Below are 208 nucleotides of genomic sequence, written 5' to 3' on the forward strand. Positions count from 1 at the left end.
TCCCACGATCGTGATCGAGCCGGCGGACGCGCTGGCGCCCACGCTCAGGCCCACCACGCCGACGGTGCCGGAGATCGGCGCGACCAGGGTCGCGTTCGAGAGGTCCTCCTGCGCCGACGCCAGGGTCTGTTGGGCGCTGAGCAGGCTCGCCCTGGCCTTCGCGACGGCGGCCTTGCTCACCGTGGTGGAGGAGCTGGAGCTCTTCTCA

1 protein-coding gene is annotated in these 208 nt (G+C 71.6%); it reads left to right on the forward strand.

Annotated features, from left to right (window positions below; genetic code table 11):
- Window positions 1-208, forward strand: a 208-nt coding sequence (locus tag BN358_RS26980) for a hypothetical protein (protein ID WP_198018489.1), incomplete at both ends; no start/stop codon positions are given.

The organism is Sedimentibacter sp. B4 (assembly GCF_000309315.1).
Lineage (GTDB): Bacteria > Bacillota > Clostridia > Tissierellales > Sedimentibacteraceae > Sedimentibacter > Sedimentibacter saalensis.